Annotated in this window: 12 protein-coding genes, 4 tRNA genes and 3 rRNA genes; 18 read left to right on the top strand and 1 reads right to left on the bottom strand. The window is 44.2% G+C overall.

The genetic code is table 11. From position 1 onward, the window contains the following. Nucleotides 1-57: 57 nt before the first annotated feature. From tkt to gap, 6 genes are all read left to right on the top strand, one after another. Nucleotides 58-2034 (top strand): transketolase, encoded by a 1977-nt coding sequence (gene tkt, locus HMPREF2655_RS09670; protein WP_070838750.1) that lies wholly within the window; start codon nucleotides 58-60, stop codon nucleotides 2032-2034. Nucleotides 2035-2151: 117 nt separating this feature from the next. Beyond that, nucleotides 2152-2472, top strand: coding sequence for a preprotein translocase subunit YajC (yajC, locus tag HMPREF2655_RS09665; protein ID WP_070838748.1), 321 nt, complete (start codon nucleotides 2152-2154; stop codon nucleotides 2470-2472). Between the two features lie 47 nt (nucleotides 2473-2519). Continuing rightward, the gene (locus HMPREF2655_RS09660; RefSeq protein ID WP_070838746.1) at nucleotides 2520-2963 is read left to right on the top strand and encodes a low molecular weight protein-tyrosine-phosphatase; all 444 of its coding nucleotides are present in this window, start codon (nucleotides 2520-2522) and stop codon (nucleotides 2961-2963) included. Then, nucleotides 2950-3363, top strand: coding sequence for an MORN repeat-containing protein (locus tag HMPREF2655_RS09655; RefSeq protein ID WP_049501159.1), 414 nt, complete (start codon nucleotides 2950-2952; stop codon nucleotides 3361-3363). Before HMPREF2655_RS09660 ends, HMPREF2655_RS09655 begins: the two co-directional genes overlap by 14 nt. A gap of 301 nt (nucleotides 3364-3664) precedes the next feature. Continuing rightward, nucleotides 3665-6316 (top strand): bifunctional acetaldehyde-CoA/alcohol dehydrogenase, encoded by a 2652-nt coding sequence (gene adhE, locus HMPREF2655_RS09650; RefSeq protein WP_070838744.1) that lies wholly within the window; start codon nucleotides 3665-3667, stop codon nucleotides 6314-6316. Between the two features lie 317 nt (nucleotides 6317-6633). Further along, the gene (gap, locus tag HMPREF2655_RS09645; RefSeq protein WP_000260676.1) at nucleotides 6634-7644 is read left to right on the top strand and encodes a type I glyceraldehyde-3-phosphate dehydrogenase; all 1011 of its coding nucleotides are present in this window, start codon (nucleotides 6634-6636) and stop codon (nucleotides 7642-7644) included. A 66-nt stretch (nucleotides 7645-7710) separates the two neighbouring features. Here gap and HMPREF2655_RS09640 read toward each other — a convergent pair whose 3' ends face one another. Continuing rightward, nucleotides 7711-8586 (bottom strand): RluA family pseudouridine synthase, encoded by an 876-nt coding sequence (locus HMPREF2655_RS09640; RefSeq protein WP_080979120.1) that lies wholly within the window; start codon nucleotides 8584-8586, stop codon nucleotides 7711-7713. Between the two features lie 86 nt (nucleotides 8587-8672). Here HMPREF2655_RS09640 and pbp2a point away from each other — a divergent pair, with 86 nt between their 5' ends. From pbp2a to HMPREF2655_RS09580, 12 genes are all read left to right on the top strand, one after another. After that, nucleotides 8673-10868 carry a penicillin-binding protein PBP2A gene (gene pbp2a / locus HMPREF2655_RS09635; RefSeq protein ID WP_049501157.1) on the top strand — a complete coding sequence of 732 codons (2196 nt, stop codon included), beginning with the start codon at nucleotides 8673-8675 and terminating at the stop codon, nucleotides 10866-10868. Nucleotides 10869-10920: 52 nt separating this feature from the next. Further along, nucleotides 10921-11073: a 50S ribosomal protein L33 gene (rpmG, locus tag HMPREF2655_RS09630; protein WP_070838742.1), complete on the top strand. Its 153-nt coding sequence runs from the start codon at nucleotides 10921-10923 to the stop codon at nucleotides 11071-11073. Between the two features lie 9 nt (nucleotides 11074-11082). Next, on the top strand, nucleotides 11083-11259 hold the full coding sequence (gene secE / locus HMPREF2655_RS09625) for a preprotein translocase subunit SecE (RefSeq protein WP_000505776.1): 177 nt from the start codon (nucleotides 11083-11085) through the stop codon (nucleotides 11257-11259). 57 nt (nucleotides 11260-11316) lie between these two features. After that, nucleotides 11317-11853, top strand: coding sequence for a transcription termination/antitermination protein NusG (gene nusG, locus HMPREF2655_RS09620; RefSeq protein WP_000376732.1), 537 nt, complete (start codon nucleotides 11317-11319; stop codon nucleotides 11851-11853). A 120-nt stretch (nucleotides 11854-11973) separates the two neighbouring features. Then, on the top strand, nucleotides 11974-12447 hold the full coding sequence (locus tag HMPREF2655_RS09615) for a hypothetical protein (RefSeq protein ID WP_049501155.1): 474 nt from the start codon (nucleotides 11974-11976) through the stop codon (nucleotides 12445-12447). A gap of 63 nt (nucleotides 12448-12510) precedes the next feature. Then, nucleotides 12511-12582: transfer RNA gene (locus HMPREF2655_RS09610), tRNA-Glu, on the top strand. A gap of 232 nt (nucleotides 12583-12814) precedes the next feature. Then, nucleotides 12815-14360: ribosomal RNA gene (locus tag HMPREF2655_RS09605) — 16S ribosomal RNA — on the top strand. Nucleotides 14361-14411: 51 nt separating this feature from the next. Further along, a tRNA-Ala gene (locus HMPREF2655_RS09600) sits at nucleotides 14412-14484 on the top strand. Between the two features lie 122 nt (nucleotides 14485-14606). Continuing rightward, nucleotides 14607-17509, top strand: a 23S ribosomal RNA gene (locus HMPREF2655_RS09595). A gap of 76 nt (nucleotides 17510-17585) precedes the next feature. Next, a 5S ribosomal RNA gene (gene rrf / locus HMPREF2655_RS09590) occupies nucleotides 17586-17701 on the top strand. Together the 16S, 23S and 5S rRNA genes with 4 tRNA genes alongside form the textbook arrangement of a ribosomal RNA operon. Nucleotides 17702-17705: 4 nt before the next feature. Continuing rightward, nucleotides 17706-17778, top strand: a tRNA-Val gene (locus HMPREF2655_RS09585). A 5-nt stretch (nucleotides 17779-17783) separates the two neighbouring features. Beyond that, nucleotides 17784-17854: transfer RNA gene (locus HMPREF2655_RS09580), tRNA-Gly, on the top strand. Nucleotides 17855-17914: the final 60 nt, after the last annotated feature.

Here is a 17914-nt window from a genome sequence, read left to right as displayed (position 1 = left end):
ATAATAGTAAAATAGGATGTGTGATTTATTAATCACCTCAAAGAGAAAGGAAATTCTATGTCAAATCTATCTGTTAATGCAATTCGTTTTCTAGGTATTGACGCCATCAACAAAGCAAACTCAGGTCACCCAGGGGTGGTTATGGGGGCTGCTCCAATGGCCTATAGCCTCTTTACAAAGCAACTTCGTATCAATCCAGCTCAACCAAACTGGATCAACCGCGATCGCTTTATTCTTTCAGCAGGACACGGCTCTATGCTTCTTTATGCCCTTCTTCACCTTTCTGGTTTTGAAGATGTTAACATGGATGAAGTCAAGAACTTCCGCCAATGGGGTTCTAAAACACCAGGTCACCCAGAATTTGGTCATACTGCAGGGGTTGACGCGACAACTGGTCCTCTAGGACAAGGGATTTCTACTGCTACTGGTTTTGCCCAAGCAGAACGTTTCCTTGCAGCCAAGTATAACCGCGAAGGTTTCAATATCTTTGACCACTATACTTATGTGATCTGTGGAGATGGAGATTTGATGGAAGGAGTCTCAAGTGAGGCGGCTTCATACGCAGGCTTGCAAAAACTCGACAAGTTGGTGGTTCTTTATGATTCAAATGACATCAACTTGGATGGTGAGACAAAAGATTCCTTCACAGAAAGTGTTCGTGACCGTTACAATGCCTACGGCTGGCATACAGCCTTGGTTGAAGATGGAACAGACTTGGAAGCAATCCATGCGGCTATCGAAACAGCTAAAGCTTCAGGAAAACCATCTTTGATTGAAGTGAAGACTGTGATTGGATACGGCTCTCCAAACAAACAAGGAACTAATGCGGTACACGGTGCTCCTCTTGGAGCAGATGAAACTGCGGCTACTCGTCAAGCTCTTGGTTGGGACTATGAACCATTTGAAATCCCAGCTGAAGTTTATGCTGATTTCAAGGAAAATGTTGCAGACCGTGGTGCATCAGCTTATCAAGCTTGGACAAAATTAGTTGCTGACTATAAAGAAGCGCATCCAGAACTGGCTGCAGAAGTAGAAGCCATCATCGACGGCCGTGATCCAGTTAAAGTGACTCCAGCAGACTTCCCAGCCTTAGAAAATGGATTTTCTCAAGCAACTCGCAACTCAAGTCAAGATGCTTTGAACGTTGTCGCTGCCAAGTTGCCAACCTTCCTAGGTGGATCAGCTGACCTCGCTCACTCAAACATGACTTATATCAAGACTGATGGACTTCAAGACGACGCTAATCGCTTGAACCGCAACATTCAGTTTGGTGTTCGTGAATTTGCAATGGGAACGATCTTGAACGGGATGGCCCTTCACGGTGGACTTCGTGTATACGGTGGTACTTTCTTCGTCTTCTCTGACTATGTGAAAGCAGCTGTCCGCTTGTCAGCCTTGCAAGGACTTCCTGTGACTTATGTCTTTACCCACGATTCGATTGCAGTTGGGGAAGATGGTCCAACTCACGAACCAGTTGAACACTTAGCAGGTCTCCGTGCTATGCCAAATCTGAATGTTTTCCGCCCAGCAGATGCGCGTGAAACTCAAGCGGCTTGGTACCTTGCCGTGACAAGCGAAAAAACACCAACTGCCCTTGTCTTGACACGTCAAAATTTGACTGTCGAAGAAGGAACAGACTTTGACAAAGTTGCGAAAGGTGCCTATGTTGTCTATGAAACTGCAGCAGACTTTGATACAATTTTGATTGCAACAGGTTCAGAGGTGAATTTGGCGGTCGCAGCTGCCAAAGAATTGGCTAGCCAAGGTGCAAAAATCCGTGTAGTCAGCATGCCATCAACAGATGTCTTTGACGCACAAGATGCAGCATACAAGGAAGAAATCCTTCCAAATGCAGTTCGCCGTCGTGTTGCAGTTGAAATGGGTGCAACTCAAAACTGGTACAAATATGTTGGTCTTGATGGTGCAGTTCTCGGTATTGATACTTTCGGAGCATCTGCCCCAGCACCAAAAGTATTGGCGGAGTACGGATTTACAGTTGAAAATCTAGTCAAAGTCGTTCAAAACTTGAAATAATCACAAAAATCAGAGTGAAAACTCTGATTTTTTATAAGCATAAAAACAAGGCACAACCTTGTAAAAGTAGCTGAAATTTGATATAGTAGTCCTATGTAAAATACAAAGGAGAAAACAATGGATCCAAATATTACTTTTTTAATCATGCTTGTAGGTATGTTTGCCTTGATGTTCTTTATGCAACGTTCTCAAAAGAAACAAGCACAAAAGCGTATGGAAAGCTTGAACAAGCTTCAAAAAGGTTATGAAGTCATTACAATTGGTGGGCTTTACGGAACAGTGGATGAAGTAGATACTGAGAAAGGTACAATCGTACTGGATGTAGATGGCGTTTATTTGACTTTTGAATTGGCTGCGATCAAGACCGTTTTGCCACTCAAAGAAGTTGTGACACCAGAAGGAACAGTTGTTGACGAAGGCGGAGCAATCGAAGAATAAAACGGGACCTGTCACTCCCGTTTTTCTATGAGACGAGAGGAAAAGGGATGAAAAAAATAGTATTTGTTTGCCTAGGAAATATCTGTCGTAGCCCCATGGCAGAGTTTGTGATGAAATCCATGACGAGCGATTACCACGTCGAAAGTCGGGCAACGTCATCATGGGAACATGGCAATCCGATTCACAAGGGGACGCAAGGAATTTTCCAGCAATATCAGATCCCGTATGATAAAGATAAAACATCACTTCAGATTGGCAGAGAGGACTTTGAATCGTTTGATTACATTATCGGTATGGATGCTTCAAACCTTTCAGATTTGCGACAAATGTGTCCTCAGGAACTACAGTATAAGATTTACTCTTTTGCATCTGAAAGTGTCCCAGATCCTTGGTATACAGGAGATTTTGAGGAAACCTATGCTCGTATCACAAGTGGATGTCAAAGCTGGCTAGATCGATTAGAAAATGAGAGTGACAATGGAAAAGCTTAAACAATTTTATGAGAAGTGTAGAGTTTACCTAACTCGCCCTAGGCTAGAGCTCATTGCAGTAGTCGTAATTGCACTCTGTGCTCTTTCGGTATTTCTACTAAATACACCCAAAAAGGGTGTCCTGACACTTGATGGTGGTGCACTTGTTTATGATGGTACCCTGGTACGAGGGAAAATGAATGGTCAGGGGACCATGACCTTTGAAAATGGGGACCAATATACAGGTGATTTCAATAATGGAGCTTTTAATGGGAAAGGAACGTTCCAATCAAAAGATGGCTGGAAATACGAAGGTGATTTTGTAAATGGCCAGGCTGAAGGTCAAGGGAAGTTGACGACAGAGCAAGAAGTCGTTTATGAAGGGACCTTTAAACAAGGCGTTTTCCAACAAAAACAGTAGTCTCCAAGTTAGGAGACTATTTTCAAAACCAAAAAAGAAAACGCTTTCTTGTCTTGGATTCGATAACTAACTATCAACTAGAAAAAACTTTGTGAAATAAAAAAATTTTCTCCATAATTTCACAATCGTCCAGACAAAACTCTATTGTATAGCTACATTGAGAAAAAAATCACAAACTCAGAAAATTTCTTTGTGAAATGCTTATGAAACTGTTTACAAAGCATAAAAAAAGAGTTATAATAAACTTGTGAAAAAATTAACAAAGGATAACATCCTTAAAGGCTATGGAGGATAATATAATATGGCTGATAAAAAAACAGTAACACCAGAGGAAAAGCAACTTGCTGCTGAGAAGCATGTCGACGGTCTCGTGAAAAAAGCCTTGGTTGCGCTTGATGAAATGCGCAAGTTGAACCAAGAGCAAGTTGACTATATCGTGGCAAAAGCTTCGGTTGCAGCACTTGACGCACATGGTATCCTTGCACAACATGCAGTTGAAGAAACTGGCCGTGGGGTATTTGAAGACAAGGCGACAAAAAACCTATTTGCCTGCGAACACGTAGTGAACAATATGCGTGGAGTTAAAACAGTTGGAGTTATCGAAGATGATCCAATTACAGGTTTGACAAAGATTGCGGAACCTGTAGGGGTAATCTGTGGTGTCACTCCGACAACAAACCCGACTTCAACAGCGATTTTCAAATCCTTGATTGCTTTGAAAACACGCAACCCAATCGTTTTTGCTTTCCATCCATCAGCTCAAGAATCATCAGCACACGCAGCACAAATCGTTCGCGATGCAGCGATTGCAGCTGGTGCTCCTGAAAACTGTGTTCAATGGATTACAAAGCCATCTATGGAAGCGACTGGAGCGCTAATGAACCACGAAGGTGTTGCAACTATTCTTGCAACTGGTGGGAATGCTATGGTTAAAGCTGCATACTCATGTGGAAAACCAGCTCTTGGAGTAGGTGCCGGAAATGTTCCTGCCTATGTAGAAAAATCTGCTGACCTTCGTCAAGCTGCTCATGACATCGTTATGTCTAAATCATTTGACAATGGTATGGTCTGTGCATCAGAGCAAGCAGTTATCATTGATAAAGAAGTGTATGATGAATTTGTAGCAGAATTTAAATCTTACCACACTTACTTTGTAAACAAAAAAGAGAAAGCTCTCCTAGAAGAATTCTGTTTTGGAGCAAAAGCAAATAGCAAGAACTGTGCTGGAGCAAAATTGAACGCTGACATCGTTGGTAAACCAGCAACATGGATTGCAGAACAAGCAGGTTTCTCAGTGCCAGAAGGCACAAACATCTTGGCTGCAGAATGTGCAGAAGTAGGACCAAAAGAACCGTTGACTCGTGAAAAATTGTCACCAGTTATCGCTGTCCTAAAAGCTGAAGATACAGAAGACGGTCTTAAAAAAGCTCGTCAAATGGTTGAGTTTAACGGACTTGGTCACTCAGCAGCTATCCATACAAAAGACGAAGCTCTTGCTAAACGCTTTGGTACAGAAATCAAAGCAATGCGTATTATCTGGAACTCTCCATCTACTTTCGGTGGTATCGGTGACGTATACAATGCCTTCATTCCATCATTGACACTTGGATGTGGTTCATACGGACGCAACTCAGTTGGTGATAACGTGAGCGCTATTAACCTTCTAAACATCAAGAAAGTAGGGAAACGTAGAAATAATATGCAGTGGTTTAAAGTTCCTTCAAAAATTTACTTCGAACGCAATTCTATCCAATACCTTCAAACATGTGAAGATATTGAACGCGTTATGATCGTTACGGACAAATCAATCGAAAAACTCGGTTTCGTTCAACGTGTTATCGATCAATTGAACGCACGTAGTAACCGTGTAACTGTCCAAGTCTTCTCAGATGTTGAACCAGATCCAGATATCACAACTGTAGAACGTGGTACTGAAGTGATGAGGGCGTTTGAACCAGACACAATCATCGCTCTTGGTGGTGGTTCTCCAATGGACGCAGCGAAAGTTATGTGGCTCTTCTATGAACAACCAGAAATCGACTTCCGTGACTTGGTTCAAAAATTCATGGATATCCGTAAACGTGCCTTCCGCTTCCCATCACTTGGTAAGAAAGCGAAGTACATCGGTATCCCAACAACTTCAGGTACTGGTTCAGAAGTAACACCATTTGCCGTTATCTCTGACAAGAAAAACAACCGTAAGTATCCATTGGCTGACTACTCATTGACACCAACGATTGCGATTGTTGACCCAGCTTTGGTTGAATCAGTTCCAGATTTCATTACTGCTGACACAGGTATGGACGTCTTGACTCACGCGACTGAAGCCTACACTTCAAACTTTGCTAACGACTACACAGATGGTATCGCCCTTCAATCAATCAAACTTGTCTTTGAATGGTTGGAAAAATCTGTTAAGACTGCTGACCCAGAAGCTCGTGAAAAAATGCATAATGCGTCTACAATGGCAGGTATGGCCTTCGCCAATGCCTTCCTTGGTATGAGCCACTCAATGGCCCACAAGATCGGTGCGGTTCACCATACTGTTCACGGACGTACAAACGCTATCTTGCTTCCATATGTTATCCGTTACAACGGAACTCGTCCATCTAAGACGACTACATGGCCTAAATACAACTACTGGAAAGCTGATGAGAAATTCCAAGACATCGCGAAAATGCTTGGTTTGCCTCACTCAACTCCAGAAGAAGCGGTTGAAGCTTATGCCAAAGCAGTTTACGATCTTGGTGAAGCAGTTGGAATCACAATGAACTTCAAAGGCTTTGGAATCGATGAAAAAGTTTGGAAAGACAGCTTGCATGAAATTGCTCTTCTAGCTTATGAAGATCAATGTTCACCTGCAAACCCTCGCTTGCCAATGGTAGCTGACATGGAAGAAATCATGGCAGATGCTTACTATGGTTATGCAGAACGTCCAGGACGTCGTAAATAATCGTTTATCAGCCTAGAGGCAGGAGAAATCCTGTCTCTTTTTTGTAAACTCTGAAAGAGTTGAAATTGAAGTTTCACCATGAAATGAAGAGAATATGCAGATATTATAAAAATTCTAGAGATATGCTTTGAGAATAAAAGAATGGATGAATAAAAAGGGGGAGAAAAAGTAGAAAAGCGGGAGAGAAAATCAACGCCCGTACTTGCAATTCAACTCAAATAGTTATATAATAGGTTTGTTGAAAGGTGATTTGTAGTGATTCAAGTTACTCTTTTCACAATAAAATTTTCATGATTTTCATAAGGAGGAAATCACTAATGGTAGTTAAAGTTGGTATTAACGGTTTCGGACGTATCGGTCGTCTTGCTTTCCGCCGTATCCAAAACGTAGAAGGTGTTGAAGTTACTCGCATCAACGACCTTACAGATCCAGTTATGCTTGCACACTTGTTGAAATACGACACAACTCAAGGTCGTTTCGACGGTACTGTAGAAGTTAAAGAAGGTGGATTTGAAGTTAACGGTAAATTCGTTAAAGTTTCTGCTGAACGTGATCCAGAACAAATCGACTGGGCTACTGACGGTGTAGAAATTGTTCTTGAAGCAACTGGTTTCTTTGCTAAGAAAGCAGCGGCTGAAAAACACTTGCACGCTGGAGGAGCTAAAAAAGTTGTTATCACTGCTCCTGGTGGAAACGATGTTAAAACAGTTGTATTTAACACTAACCACGACATTCTTGACGGTACTGAAACAGTTATCTCAGGTGCTTCATGTACTACAAACTGCTTGGCTCCAATGGCTAAAGCTCTTCAAGACAACTTCGGTGTTGTAGAAGGATTGATGACTACTATCCACGCTTACACTGGTGACCAAATGATCCTTGACGGACCACACCGTGGTGGTGACCTTCGCCGTGCTCGCGCTGGTGCAGTTAACATCGTTCCTAACTCAACTGGTGCTGCTAAAGCAATCGGTTTGGTTATTCCTGAATTGAACGGCAAATTGGATGGAGCTGCTCAACGTGTTCCTGTTCCAGCTGGTTCAGTAACTGAATTGGTAGCAGTTCTTGAAAAGAATGTTACTGTTGATGAAGTAAACGCAGCTATGAAAGCAGCTTCAAACGAATCATACGGTTACACAGAAGATCCAATCGTATCTTCAGATATCTTAGGTATGTCTTACGGTTCATTGTTCGATGCAACTCAAACTAAAGTTCTTGACGTTGACGGCAAACAATTGGTTAAAGTTGTTTCATGGTATGACAACGAAATGTCTTACACTTCACAACTTGTTCGTACTCTTGAATACTTCGCAAAAATCGCTAAATAATTCTTGAGTCGATAAAAGCAAGGCCTTCTGGTCTTGCTTTTTTGTATAGAAAAATGGATGATAGTGTCATCCATTTTGTTTTAATTCTATTTCGAAAGTATCCGAGAGGGCAGTGAAACTCAATTTTTCTAAGGTGAGTGGATGAGTAAAGGAGAGTCGAAAAGCGTGGAGCATGAGCCGGCTCGTTCTTGATTTAGAGTTATAGAGAGGATCGCCCAGGATAGGGTGCTTATGGTGAGAGAGGTGAACACGGATTTGATGCGTTCGACCGGTCTTTAGTTTGCAACGGACAAGGGTAGTCTTGTTTGGGAATTGTTTTAATCGACTGATATGTGTTTCAGCATATTGTCCATTTTTTTCATCAACTATTCTTTTTCTACGATCGTGTCGATCACGACCAATTTTATCTCGAAAGACAAGTTCTTTACTCCCTACTTGCCCCTCTACGAGTGCCCAGTACTCACGAGCAATGTCCTTTTTCTCCAACAAACGATTGAGGATGGGTAAGATAAAAGGATTTTTAGCAAAAAGCACTAAACCGCTTGTTTCCATATCCAGGCGATGAACGACATAGCAGTTTTGGCCAACGTAGGCAGAGACGTGATTGAGAAGGGCGATTTCACCAGGTTGATTTCCGTGAGTTTTCATTCCCTCTGGCTTGTTGACGATAATGAGATGTTGGTCTTGGTAAATCTCTTGAACGAGGTCTAGATTGCCCCAAAGGATTTCTTTTGGGGGATAATCTTCCTCGTCAAAAGTCAACTGACAAATGTCACCTGGTTTGACTATCTCGTTCCAGTGAACTTGTTTTTGATTGATTAAGATATTCTTCTTGGTTCTTAGAAAATGGCGAATCTTTCTAGGAATGAGGAGTTGTTCCTCTAGGAGTTCCTTGACCGTCATTTGAGGCAGGGATGATGGTAATGTAAATGTGAATTGCATACAGATATTGTAACAAAAAAAGCCCTGTTTGGATAGGGAACAGCTAAATTCTTGAGTTCCTATGGTGAAGATGATAAAATAAACGCATGAAATTAGATAAATTATTTGAGAAGTTTCTTTCTCTCTTTAAAAAAGAAACGAATGAATCCGCGGAGTCTGATTCGACTAGCATGCGTCGTTCACGGAGCGATAGAAAAAAACTAGGCCATGTAGGTTCGATACGGAAATTTTGGCGTCGTTATCATCTGACCAAGATTGTCATCATTTTAGGGTTAAGTTCTGGTTTGCTAGTAGGAACCTACCTATTTGCGATAGCCAAGTCTACCAATGTCAATGATTTGCAAAATGCCTTGAAAACGCGAACTCTGATTTTTGACCGCGAAGAAAAAGAGGCAGGGGCTCTATCAGGTCAAAAGGGAACCTATGTTGAGCTGGCAGATATCAGCAAAGACTTGCAAGATGCTGTTGTCGCGACAGAGGACCGTTCTTTTTATAAAAATGATGGGATTAACTACGGTCGTTTCTTTCTAGCCATCCTTACAGCGGGTCGTTCTGGAGGGGGGTCCACCATCACTCAACAGTTGGCGAAAAATGCTTATCTGTCTCAGGACCAAACCGTTGAACGGAAAGCCAAGGAGTTTTTCCTTGCCTTAGAGTTGACAAAGAAATACAGCAAGGAGCAAATCCTTACTATGTACCTCAATAACGCCTACTTCGGAAATGGGGTATGGGGTGTTGAAGATGCAAGTAAGAAATATTTCGGTGTATCGGCTTCACAACTAACGCTTGATCAGGCGGCGACTCTAGCAGGGATGCTCAAGGGACCAGAATTGTATAATCCATTAAATTCTGTTGAGACTTCGACCAACCGTAGGGATACTGTTTTGCAAAATATGGTTGCAGCAGGTTATATTGATAAAAACCAAGAGACCGAAGCGGCTGGAGTAGATATGGCTTCTCAACTGCAAGATAAATATGAAGGCAAAGTTTCGGATTATCGTTACCCGTCCTATTTTGATGCTGTTGTCAACGAAGCGGTTTCCAAGTACAATCTCACAGAAGAAGAGATTGTCAACAACGGCTATCGCATCTACACAGAGCTTGACCAAAACTACCAAGCAAACATGCAGGTTATTTACGAAAACACTTCGCTATTTCCAACAGCAGAAGACGGAACGCATGCCGAATCAGGTAGTGTCGCTCTGGAACCCAAGACTGGTGGAGTGCGTGGAGTTGTTGGTCGTGTAGCTGGTGATGACAAACCAGGCTTCCGCAATTTTAACTATGCCACTCAGTCTAAGCGTAGCCCAGGCTCAACCATTAAACCTTTAGTCGTTTATACACCCGCAGTAGAAGCAGGATGGGCCTTGAACAAGCAACTGGATAATCATACGATGCAGTACAACAGTTATCAAGTAGACAACTATGCGGGTATTAAGACATCTCCAGAAGTACCTATGTATCAGGCCTTGGCGGAATCACTCAACCTGCCAGCTGTTGCGACTGTAAATGAATTAGGTATTGACAAAGCTTTTGACGCTGGGGAGAGATTTGGTCTGAATATGGAAAAAGTTGACCGAGTTCTTGGAGTTGCTCTTGGTGGAGGTGTGGAGACGAATCCTCTCCAGATGGCGCAAGCCTATGCAGCCTTTGCTAATGGAGGTCTGATGCCTGAAGCGCATTTCATCACTCGTATTGAAAATGCCAGCGGTCAGGTCATCAAGAGTCATAAAAATTCCCAAAAACGAGTGATTGATAAGTCGGTAGCCGATAAAATGACCAGCATGATGCTAGGAACATTTACCAATGGTACAGGAATTAGTTCATCACCAGCGGATTACGTTATGGCTGGTAAAACAGGTACGACTGAAGCTGTTTTCAATCCAGAATATACCAGTGACCAGTGGGTGATTGGTTATACTCCGGATGTGGTCATCAGCCACTGGCTCGGCTTCCCAACGACAGATGAGAACCATTATCTAGCAGGTTCGACCTCTAATGGCGCTGCCCATGTCTTTAGAAGCATGGCTAACACCATCTTGCCTTACACTCCTGGCAGCACCTTTACGGTTGAGAATGCCTATAAGCAAAATGGGATTGAACCAGAAAATACTAAGCAGCAAGTCGTTGAAAATGAAACAAATCAGACGGAAGATCCGCTAGGAGATATTCGTAGTCGTGCTCAAAATCTTGTAGATGAAGCAGGCCGGGCAATTTCAGAAGCTAAAATAAAAGAAAAAGCCCAGACAATATGGGACTCAATCCTTAATCTATTTCGTTAAGAGGCTTGTCAAAGCCTAGGTTTCTTGTTATAATAGATAAGATGGAGGCGTTATGGCACTAAAAAAAGCAAGCCTAGCTTGTGCAGTTTGTGGTTCAAGGAATTACTCAATCAAAATTAGTGGGAACCCCAAGCCAACACGACTAGAAGTAAATAAATTTTGTAAACATTGTGGAAAATATACGACACATAGAGAAACGATATAGGAGAGAACGATGGGTTTTATTAAGGATATTTTTAAACTTCTTAAAGAAACAACTTGGCCAACTCGCAAAGAAAGCTGGAGAGATTTTCGCTCTATTATGGAATACACAGCCTTCTTTGTGGTCATCATTTACATTTTTGACCAGTTGATTGTATCAGGTTTGATTCGATTTATTAACATTTTTTAGAAGAAAAGTGGAGAAGTTCTGCTAACTTTCTTCTATATATGTATGAAAGGAAATATCATGGATAGTTTTGACAAGGGATGGTTTGTTCTACAAACTTATTCTGGCTATGAAAATAAGGTAAAAGAAAATCTATTGCAACGTGCGCAAACGTATAACATGTTGGATAATATTCTACGGGTTGAGATTCCAACACAAACCGTGCAAGTTGAGAAAAATGGAAAGAAAAAGGAAGTTGAAGAGAATCGCTTTCCAGGCTATGTTCTTGTAGAAATGGTCATGACAGATGAAGCATGGTTCGTCGTTCGAAACACACCTAACGTAACAGGATTCGTCGGCTCACACGGTAACAGATCAAAACCAACTCCACTATTGGAACAAGAAATTCGTGATATTCTGGTTTCAATGGGACAAACTGTTCAAGAGTTTGATATTGACGTCGAAGTTGGCCAGACAGTCCGCATCATTGATGGTGCTTTTGCAGACTACACAGGTAAAATTACTGAAATTGATAACAACAAAGTGAAGATGATTATCTCTATGTTTGGTAACGATACGATTGCAGAAGTGAATCTCAACCAAATTGCAGAATTATAACCCCAGAGAGGCTTTGCCTCTCTTTTTATGTGCTGTTGAGGGAGGAAGAAGTATAAAATAGAGGAAGTAGACTCAGGGGCTCGCGCATTTTGCTAAACTAAATGCAGAAAGGAGAGGTCTATGAATCTAAAAGACTTATATGAAGAAAGCAAGGGAATCGTCCATAAGTGTCGCAAAGATTATCATTTGCATCTGTGGGAGAAAGAGGACTGGGACCAGGAAGGCATGTTATGTCTGTATGAGCTGGTGAGCCGTAATCCAGAGTTATTAGAGGGCGAGCGCCATCGACTTTATGTCTGCTTTAAAACAAAGTTTAGAAATCGTATCCTAGATTACATCCGTAAACAGGAAAGCCACAAGCGCCGTTTTGACAAAGAACCCTATGAAGAGGTGAGTGAGATTAGCCATCGTCTAGGAGAAAAAGGACTCAGGTTGGACGATTATTATCTCTTTCACGAACTTCTAAAGAATTACAAATCAAAACAGAGTATGGAAAAACAAGAATTAATAGACCGTCTCATGGGAGGGGAAGTCTTTAGAGGACGGAAAGCTCTCCTGAGAGAACTTTCCCTAATCTTTTCAGAATTTCGATAAAGAGGAAAAAAGTCCTTGACAAAGGCGGAAAAGTAGGTATAATAGAAAGAGTTGAAAAGCTCAGGTCCGTTGGTCAAGGGGTTAAGACACCGCCTTTTCACGGCGGTAACACGGGTTCGAATCCCGTACGGACTATGGTGTATTGCGGTTAAAAAAACTTGAAAAAAGTTTAAAAAATCTGTTGACAGAGGCAGGTAGCTGTGATATACTAATATAGTTGTCGCTCAAGAGAGAAGTGAGAGACAAAGACCTTTGAAAACTGAACAAGACGAACCAATGTGCAGGGCACTATAACTGAAGTTATAGTACTGAACAATGAAAAAAACAATAAATCTGTCAGTGACAGAAATGAGTGAGAACTCAAACTTTTAATGAGAGTTTGATCCTGGCTCAGGACGAACGCTGGCGGCGTGCCTAATACATGCAAGTAGAACGCTGAAGGAGGAGCTTGCTTCTCTGGATGAGTTGCGAACGGGTGAGTAACGCGTAGGTAACCTGCCTGGTAGCGGGGGATAACTATTGGAAACGATAGCTAATACCGCATAATAGTAGATGTTGCATGACATTTGCTTAAAAGGTGCAATTGCATCACTACCAGATGGACCTGCGTTGTATTAGCTAGTTGGTGAGGTAACGGCTCACCAAGGCAACGATACATAGCCGACCTGAGAGGGTGATCGGCCACACTGGGACTGAGACACGGCCCAGACTCCTACGGGAGGCAGCAGTAGGGAATCTTCGGCAATGGACGGAAGTCTGACCGAGCAACGCCGCGTGAGTGAAGAAGGTTTTCGGATCGTAAAGCTCTGTTGTAAGAGAAGAACGAGTGTGAGAGTGGAAAGTTCACACTGTGACGGTATCTTACCAGAAAGGGACGGCTAACTACGTGCCAGCAGCCGCGGTAATACGTAGGTCCCGAGCGTTGTCCGGATTTATTGGGCGTAAAGCGAGCGCAGGCGGTTAGATAAGTCTGAAGTTAAAGGCTGTGGCTTAACCATAGTACGCTTTGGAAACTGTTTAACTTGAGTGCAAGAGGGGAGAGTGGAATTCCATGTGTAGCGGTGAAATGCGTAGATATATGGAGGAACACCGGTGGCGAAAGCGGCTCTCTGGCTTGTAACTGACGCTGAGGCTCGAAAGCGTGGGGAGCAAACAGGATTAGATACCCTGGTAGTCCACGCCGTAAACGATGAGTGCTAGGTGTTAGACCCTTTCCGGGGTTTAGTGCCGCAGCTAACGCATTAAGCACTCCGCCTGGGGAGTACGACCGCAAGGTTGAAACTCAAAGGAATTGACGGGGGCCCGCACAAGCGGTGGAGCATGTGGTTTAATTCGAAGCAACGCGAAGAACCTTACCAGGTCTTGACATCCCTCTGACCGCTCTAGAGATAGAGTTTTCCTTCGGGACAGAGGTGACAGGTGGTGCATGGTTGTCGTCAGCTCGTGTCGTGAGATGTTGGGTTAAGTCCCGCAACGAGCGCAACCCCTATTGTTAGTTGCCATCATTCAGTTGGGCACTCTAGCGAGACTGCCGGTAATAAACCGGAGGAAGGTGGGGATGACGTCAAATCATCATGCCCCTTATGACCTGGGCTACACACGTGCTACAATGGCTGGTACAACGAGTCGCAAGCCGGTGACGGCAAGCTAATCTCTTAAAGCCAGTCTCAGTTCGGATTGTAGGCTGCAACTCGCCTACATGAAGTCGGAATCGCTAGTAATCGCGGATCAGCACGCCGCGGTGAATACGTTCCCGGGCCTTGTACACACCGCCCGTCACACCACGAGAGTTTGTAACACCCGAAGTCGGTGAGGTAACCATTTGGAGCCAGCCGCCTAAGGTGGGATAGATGATTGGGGTGAAGTCGTAACAAGGTAGCCGTATCGGAAGGTGCGGCTGGATCACCTCCTTTCTAAGGATAAGGAACTGCACATTGGTCTTGTTTAGTCTTGAGAGGTCTTGTGGGGCCTTAGCTCAGCTGGGAGAGCGCCTGCTTTGCACGCAGGAGGTCAGCGGTTCGATCCCGCTAGGCTCCATTGGTGAGAGATCACCAAGTAATGCACATTGAAAATTGAATATCTATATCAAATAGTAACAAGAAAATAAACCGAAACGCTGTAGTATTAAAAGAGTTTATGACTGAAAGGTCAGAAAATAAGGTTAAGTTAATAAGGGCGCACGGTGGATGCCTTGGCACTAGGAGCCGAAGAAGGACGTGACAAACGACGATATGCCTTGGGTAGCTGTAAGTAAGCGATGATCCAGGGATTTCCGAATGGGGGAACCCAACAGGTACTACCTGTTACCCGCATCTGTTAAGGATGTGAGGAGGAAGACGCAGTGAACTGAAACATCTAAGTAGCTGCAGGAAGAGAAAGCAAAAGCGATTGCCTTAGTAGCGGCGAGCGAAACGGCAGGAGGGCAAACCGAAGAGTTTACTCTTCGGGGTTGTAGGACTGCAATGTGGACTCAAAGATTATAGAAGAATGATTTGGGAAGATCAGCCAAAGAGAGTAACAGCCTCGTATTTAAAATAGTCTTTGTACCTAGCAGTATCCTGAGTACGGCGGGACACGTGAAATCCCGTCGGAATCTGGGAGGACCATCTCCCAACCCTAAATACTCCCTAGTGACCGATAGTGAACCAGTACCGTGAGGGAAAGGTGAAAAGCACCCCGGGAGGGGAGTGAAATAGAACCTGAAACCGTGTGCCTACAACAAGTTCGAGCCCGTTAATGGGTGAGAGCGTGCCTTTTGTAGAATGAACCGGCGAGTTACGATATGATGCGAGGTTAAGTTGAAGAGACGGAGCCGCAGGGAAACCGAGTCTGAATAGGGCGAATTAGTATCATGTCGTAGACCCGAAACCATGTGACCTACCCATGAGCAGGTTGAAGGTGCGGTAAGACGCACTGGAGGACCGAACCAGGGCACGTTGAAAAGTGCTTGGATGACTTGTGGGTAGCGGAGAAATTCCAAACGAACTTGGAGATAGCTGGTTCTCTCCGAAATAGCTTTAGGGCTAGCGTCGACATAAAGATTCTTGGAGGTAGAGCACTGTTTGGGTGAGGGGTCCATCCCGGATTACCAATCTCAGATAAACTCCGAATGCCAATGAATTATGGTCGGCAGTCAGACTGCGAGTGCTAAGATCCGTAGTCGAAAGGGAAACAGCCCAGACCACCAGCTAAGGTCCCAAAATAATTGTTAAGTGGAAAAGGATGTGGGGTTGCACAGACAACTAGGATGTTAGCTTAGAAGCAGCTATTCATTCAAAGAGTGCGTAATAGCTCACTAGTCGAGTGACCCTGCGCCGAAAATGTACCGGGGCTAAAACAATTTACCGAAGCTGTGGATACCTTTATAGGTATGGTAGGAGAGCGTTCTATGTGTGAAGAAGGTATACCGTGAGGAGTGCTGGAACGCATAGAAGTGAGAATGCCGGTATGAGTAGCGAAAGACAGGTGAGAATCCTGTCCACCGTAAGACTAAGGTTTCCAGGGGAAGGCTCGTCCGCCCTGGGTTAGTCGGGACCTAAGGAGAGACCGAAAGGTGTATCCGATGGACAACAGGTTGATATTCCTGTACTAGAGTATGTAGTGATGGAGGGACGCAGTAGGCTAACTAAAGCAGACGAATGGAAGTGTCTGTCTAAGCAGTGAGGTGTGATATGAGTCAAATGCTTATATCTATAACATTGAGCTGTGATGGGGAGCGAAGTTTAGTAGCGAAGTTAGTGACGTCACACTGCCAAGAAAAGCTTCTAGCGTTTAAACATACTCTACCCGTACCGCAAACCGACACAGGTAGTCGAGGCGAGTAGCCTCAGGTGAGCGAGAGAACTCTCGTTAAGGAACTCGGCAAAATGACCCCGTAACTTCGGGAGAAGGGGTGCTGACTTTAAGTCAGCCGCAGTGAATAGGCCCAAGCAACTGTTTATCAAAAACACAGCTCTCTGCTAAATCGTAAGATGATGTATAGGGGGTGACGCCTGCCCGGTGCTGGAAGGTTAAGAGGAGTGCTTAGGAGTAATCCGAAGGTATGAATTGAAGCCCCAGTAAACGGCGGCCGTAACTATAACGGTCCTAAGGTAGCGAAATTCCTTGTCGGGTAAGTTCCGACCCGCACGAAAGGCGTAATGATTTGGGCACTGTCTCAACGAGAGACTCGGTGAAATTTTAGTACCTGTGAAGATGCAGGTTACCCGCGACAGGACGGAAAGACCCCATGGAGCTTTACTGCAGTTTGATATTGAGTGTCTGTACCACATGTACAGGATAGGTAGGAGTCTAAGAGATCGGGACGCCAGTTTCGAAGGAGACGTTGTTGGGATACTACCCTTGTGTTATGGCCACTCTAACCCGGATAGGTTATCCCTATCGGAGACAGTGTCTGACGGGCAGTTTGACTGGGGCGGTCGCCTCCTAAAAGGTAACGGAGGCGCCCAAAGGTTCCCTCAGAATGGTTGGAAATCATTCGCAGAGTGTAAAGGTATAAGGGAGCTTGACTGCGAGAGCTACAACTCGAGCAGGGACGAAAGTCGGGCTTAGTGATCCGGTGGTTCCGTATGGAAGGGCCATCGCTCAACGGATAAAAGCTACCCTGGGGATAACAGGCTTATCTCCCCCAAGAGTTCACATCGACGGGGAGGTTTGGCACCTCGATGTCGGCTCGTCGCATCCTGGGGCTGTAGTCGGTCCCAAGGGTTGGGCTGTTCGCCCATTAAAGCGGCACGCGAGCTGGGTTCAGAACGTCGTGAGACAGTTCGGTCCCTATCCGTCGCGGGCGTAGGAAATTTGAGAGGATCTGCTCCTAGTACGAGAGGACCAGAGTGGACTTACCGCTGGTGTACCAGTTGTCTTGCCAAAGGCATCGCTGGGTAGCTATGTAGGGAAGGGATAAACGCTGAAAGCATCTAAGTGTGAAACCCACCTCAAGATGAGATTTCCCATGATTTTATATCAGTAAGAGCCCTGAGAGATGATCAGGTAGATAGGTTAGAAGTGGAAGTGTGGCGACACATGTAGCGGACTAATACTAATAGCTCGAGGACTTATCCAAAGTAACTGAGAATACGAAGTGTGAGGTTTTCTTGGTATTTGATAGATATTCAATTTTGAGTAGGTATTACTCAGAGTTAAGTGACGATAGCCTAGGAGATACACCTGTACCCATGCCGAACACAGCAGTTAAGCCCTAGAACGCCGGAAGTAGTTGGGGGTTGCCCCCTGTGAGATATGGAAGTCGCTTAGCTCGAGGGAGTTTAGCTCAGCTGGGAGAGCATCTGCCTTACAAGCAGAGGGTCAGCGGTTCGATCCCGTTAACTCCCATTTTAGCGGGTGTAGTTTAGTGGTAAAACTACAGCCTTCCAAGCTGTTGTCGCGAGTTCGATTCTCGTCACCCGCTTTGAACTTTGTTCAATTACCAAGTTTTTTAAACTTGGGCGCGTAGCTCAGGTGGTTAGAG

The organism is Streptococcus sp. HMSC066F01 (assembly GCF_001837335.1).
GTDB lineage: Bacteria > Bacillota > Bacilli > Lactobacillales > Streptococcaceae > Streptococcus > Streptococcus oralis_S.
This window is presented reverse-complemented; position numbering and strand designations above follow the sequence as displayed.